We start from the raw sequence: 2,345 nt of genomic DNA, 5'->3' as shown, positions 1-2,345 counted from the left end.
ATACAGCTTGCCAAGAAAAGGGCAAGGGGCTACCGGAACACGGAGAATTTTATAAACATGATCTATTTCATAGCGGGTAAACTGAAATTCGATTACCCACTGTATTTAACATAGAACCAATATAAATGTGGTTATTAATAAAAAAGCACTTAGCAAAATCACTTTTAGTTTTGGAATTATAAAACTAAACTGGATTTTTTTATTAAAATGTTTTGTTAAATACCAAAGACCAATTAATAAGACAAACTGAAAACTATACAATAATACTATACCTTCCTTTTCGTAAGGTAATATGTTAAAGTATCTCAATAATAAAAGAACAAGTATGTGAATCAGCTGCAGGATTACTAAGAAGAAGAGAAAAAATAGAACTACTTTATATTTTGTTTTCAATAATGAAGGATTAATAATTTAAATACCATATTACAAAGTGCTTAATTTCTCTAACATAGGGTAATATGGTATTATGAAAGATATAAAAAAATTAAAGAGAATCAGGACATCCAGTTCTATGAAAAAATGTATCACGAATTAATGTGCCCCATCCTTTTTGCCAGACAGGTCGCGGAGAGTCTCTGTCTGAACATGCATAACAGGCAGGGAAATCTGCTGTAACCACCACCTCATCTGCATCAAAGGTACCACCAAAGCCGTTGGCATCCCCCGCACAGCCACCTGCACCCTGGTTTTCGGGATCTCCCATTTCCCATCTGTCCGCAGGAAAGCGAAAATGCAGAAAATACCGACCGAGGTCCACGGTAAAACGGCACTGATACTAAATTTCACCGAAATAAGGGGTAATCCTGAATGTCCCTATCCAAACCTTTGTAAAGTACATAAAATGAAATCAAAAAGAAAATCACAAAAATGAGGATCAACAATAACGAATTGGGCCCATACGCTCGGTCAAGACCCGTAGTAAATCCAGACCTAACATCCTGTAGGGCATAACCCTCGATACTGCCAATTAAGTTATGCAAAAAATGAATCCATATGACCAAGGCCAGATTACGGGTGCGATAATAAAGCCAACCAGTAAAAATTGCAGAAAAGAATATGGTCGTTAGCAAATATGGATTGGCATGCATTACAGAAAATAGCAAAGCGGTAAAGAAAATTGAAATCACCGGGCTTTGTTTTTTTAATAGGCCGTCCAAAAAGATGCCCTTAAAAATGGTTTCTTCAAAAAATGGTGAAATCATCAAAACGATAATGGCATCATACACACCGTTGAATGGGCCATTGATTTTTAGCATAGGCTGATGAAAACAACCTAGAATTATTTGATAAACGGGAGCACAAATTGCTAAATTTAAAAATAGAACAACAAGACTCGCCTTAACGTACAAAGCTTTTCTTTTGATCGAAAACTTGTAATTGAACAAACTTTTTTGCGAAATCCAATGTAGCAATATCAAAGACAACAGGCAGCCAAGAAAGAAAAAGCATAATCTTGACAATGACGTATCAAAGAAAAGGGCTGATATGGTCAGCAAACTTTGAATTATAAGAAAGACTCCAAATGTCATTAAAAGACATTGCCAAAAAGTAAAAGGATATATTTTTCTTCTCTTCAAATCCTGGTGAAATTCCGTGGTTAAAATGGTATCTACACAACATCAGTTGTTTTCCATCAAACATACTCTAGCCGTAATCGCGACTGTGGTGTTTATGTCGATTCTTTAAAGTCATCAAGTTTTAGAAATGATTGATTTGAGAATTATAATTGCTATACTTAAACATATTAAACATATCATCCAATAATAAAACCCGAAATCTAATTTCTGTAAAATAGAAATGTAGTGCTGTTGAAAAAACATCTCATAAAATATCGCTACAGCGTTCATGGAAATATGACAAATTATAGGTACCCATAAATTTCTGGTTTTCCAAAATGCATAAGACAAAAAAATCGCCATTACAAAAGTAAAGAGAACAAGGTTTAAAGAGGTAGTAATGTGTATAGACGCAAACAGGACAGAAGAAAAGATTATTGAAAACCAAGGACTAGAACTAAAGCTCATTATTTTTTTGAAAACGATTAAGCGATAAATAATTTCCTCAGCAATTGGACCTAAAAAAACTACTATCAATATCTCATGTAGTCTAGGTTGCAAAAAAATAAGGGAGTTGCCTATTTCAAAATAACCTAAAATACTATCAAAATTAAATATTGGGTTTAATCCAACTTTTAAAGTGAATCCAAAAAAAATAGATGGTAGTAATGAAAGCTACCCTGTCTTCGTAGTATTCAAAACTAGGGATTTCCAATCATTGTTGTTGATGTTCATGTCGTGTTGAAATGTGGGTATCTCTTTTTTGAGATATCCATATTTCAATGCGAA

At 33.9% G+C, this 2,345-nt stretch carries 2 protein-coding genes; both read right to left on the bottom strand.

Features of this window, described 5'->3' with window-relative positions; genetic code table 11:
• Positions 1-782: 782 nt before the first annotated feature.
• A complete protein-coding gene (locus ACKWCC_RS19120) occupies positions 783-1,385 on the bottom strand; it encodes a CPBP family intramembrane glutamic endopeptidase (RefSeq protein ID WP_413997573.1) in 603 nt (200 codons plus the stop codon).
• A gap of 306 nt (positions 1,386-1,691) precedes the next feature.
• Positions 1,692-2,093, bottom strand: a complete 402-nt coding sequence (locus ACKWCC_RS19115) for a CPBP family intramembrane glutamic endopeptidase (protein WP_413997572.1) — start codon at positions 2,091-2,093, stop codon at positions 1,692-1,694.
• Positions 2,094-2,345: the final 252 nt, after the last annotated feature.

This window comes from Maribacter aquimarinus (assembly GCF_047345505.1).
Lineage (GTDB): Bacteria > Bacteroidota > Bacteroidia > Flavobacteriales > Flavobacteriaceae > Maribacter.
The sequence above is the reverse complement of the archived record's forward strand: the minus strand, read 5'-3'. Positions and strand labels throughout refer to the sequence as shown.